This is a genomic window from Pseudomonas sp. XP1 (assembly GCF_053557675.1).
Genome location: NZ_JBNRIJ010000046.1, coordinates 24,641 through 26,432, shown reverse-complemented (window position 1 = coordinate 26,432; position 1,792 = coordinate 24,641). Strand labels below are relative to the sequence as shown.

Sequence of the window (1,792 nt, the reverse complement as noted above, 5' to 3'; positions counted from 1 at the left end):
GCGAAAGGGCCGCAGAGCGGCCCCGGGATTTTCGCGTCACGGCGAAGATTGCCGGGGCCGCTGCGCGGCCCTTTCGCGACACAAGGCCGCTCCCACAAGGTATGTGTAGAATGCCGCATGGCTATCGATCCCCATTCCCTCTACCAGCAGGCCCTGACCACCCAGGGCTATGTCGCCGACCCCGCCCAGGCCCGCGCCGTCGAGGCCTTGCAAGCCTGTTTCCAGGCTGTCGAACAAGGCTGGTCCACCCAGGGCATCTACCTCTGGGGCCCGGTCGGGCGCGGCAAGACCTGGCTGATGGACCAGTTCCGCCGCTGCCTGCGGGTACCCAGCCGGCGTCAGCATTTCCATCACTTCATGGCCTGGGTCCACCAGCGGCTGTTCCAGCTCAACGGCACCGCCGACCCGCTGCTGGCGCTGGCTGGGGAACTGGCCGGGCAGATTCGCGTGCTGTGCTTCGACGAGCTGTTCGTCAACGACATCGGTGACGCGATCATCCTCGGCCGCCTTTTCCAGGTGCTGTTCGACCAAGGCGTGGTGATCGTCGCCACCTCCAACCAGCCACCCGAGCAGCTCTACCGCGACGGCTTCAACCGCGAGCGTTTCCTGCCGGCCATCGCCGCCATCCAGCGGCACATGCAGGTACTGCCGGTAGCCGGCGAGCAGGACCATCGCCTGCACCCCGGCGTCGAGCGCCAGCGTTACTGGGTGGAGAAAGCGGGCCAGGCCAGCCAGCTAGCCGAGGTGTTCCGCCAGCTCAGCCCCGGCGATGCAGGTCACGATCAGCCCTTGGCGATCGGCTCCCGGCAGGTGCAGGTGGTGCGGCGCAGCGCGCAGGCCATCTGGTGCCGCTTCACCGACCTGTGCGAACAGCCACTGGCGGCCATGGAGTTCATGGCCCTGTGCGACCGGTTCCCGGCCATCCTGGTGTCGGACATTCCGGCGCTGGGGGGTGAACAGCGGGCCGGCCGCATTGCCCGGGGCACCGAGGATGCGGCGGCGCGGGTGGTGGCGGGTGATCGCGAGCTGCCGGCGCTGTCGCCCAAGGACGACGCAGTGCGCCGCTTCATTGCCCTGGTCGACGAATGCTACGACCGCCGGGTGGCGTTGTACCTGGAGGCACAGGTGCCGCTGGATGCGCTCTACACTCAAGGGTATCTGGCGTTCCCGTACCAACGGACCCTGAGCCGGCTACGGGAGATGCAACTGCAACGCTTCGCCTGAAAAGGAGCCGAACCATGGAGCCGCTGTCGCATCATCTGCTGACCCAGGCCTACAACAATGGCTGGGCCAACCACCGTCTGTACAAGGCCTGCCTGCAACTGACCCAGGACGAATTCGTCGCCCCACGCTGCAGCTTCTTCCCGTCGATCAAGGCCACACTGAACCATCTGCTGACAGTGGACTGGTTCTACCTGCACATGCTCGAGTGCGAGCAGCGTGGCGAACAGCCCGACGCCGACGGCGAGCGTTTCTTCGACCCGGAGCAGCCATTTGCCACGTGCACCGACCTGCATGCCGAACAGGCCCAGGCCGATCACCGGCTGATCGCCTATTGCCGGGGCCTGCGCGATAGTGAGCTGGGGCGCTATGTGAGCATCGTGCGCCCTGAGCGAGTACAGCGCGAGCAACGGCTGCGGTTGTTGGCGCACCTTTTCGAGCACCAGGTGCATCACCGTGGGCAGGTGCATGCGATGCTCAGTGACACGGCAGTGAGGCCGCCGCAGCTGGATGAGTTTTTCTGCGAGGAAGAGGCGGGGTTGCGGGCGGCGGACTTTGCCGAGCTGGGCTG

2 protein-coding genes are annotated in these 1,792 nt (G+C 66.4%); both read left to right on the top strand.

Annotation, left to right across the window (positions count from 1 at the left end; all coding sequences use genetic code 11):
* Positions 1-117 precede the first annotated feature (117 nt).
* Positions 118-1,224, top strand: coding sequence for a cell division protein ZapE (zapE, locus tag ACK1U9_RS24015; protein ID WP_449110229.1), 1,107 nt, complete (start codon positions 118-120; stop codon positions 1,222-1,224).
* Between the two features lie 14 nt (positions 1,225-1,238).
* A partial coding sequence (locus ACK1U9_RS24010) for a DinB family protein (protein ID WP_449110228.1) occupies positions 1,239-1,792 on the top strand: 554 nt, incomplete at its 3' end.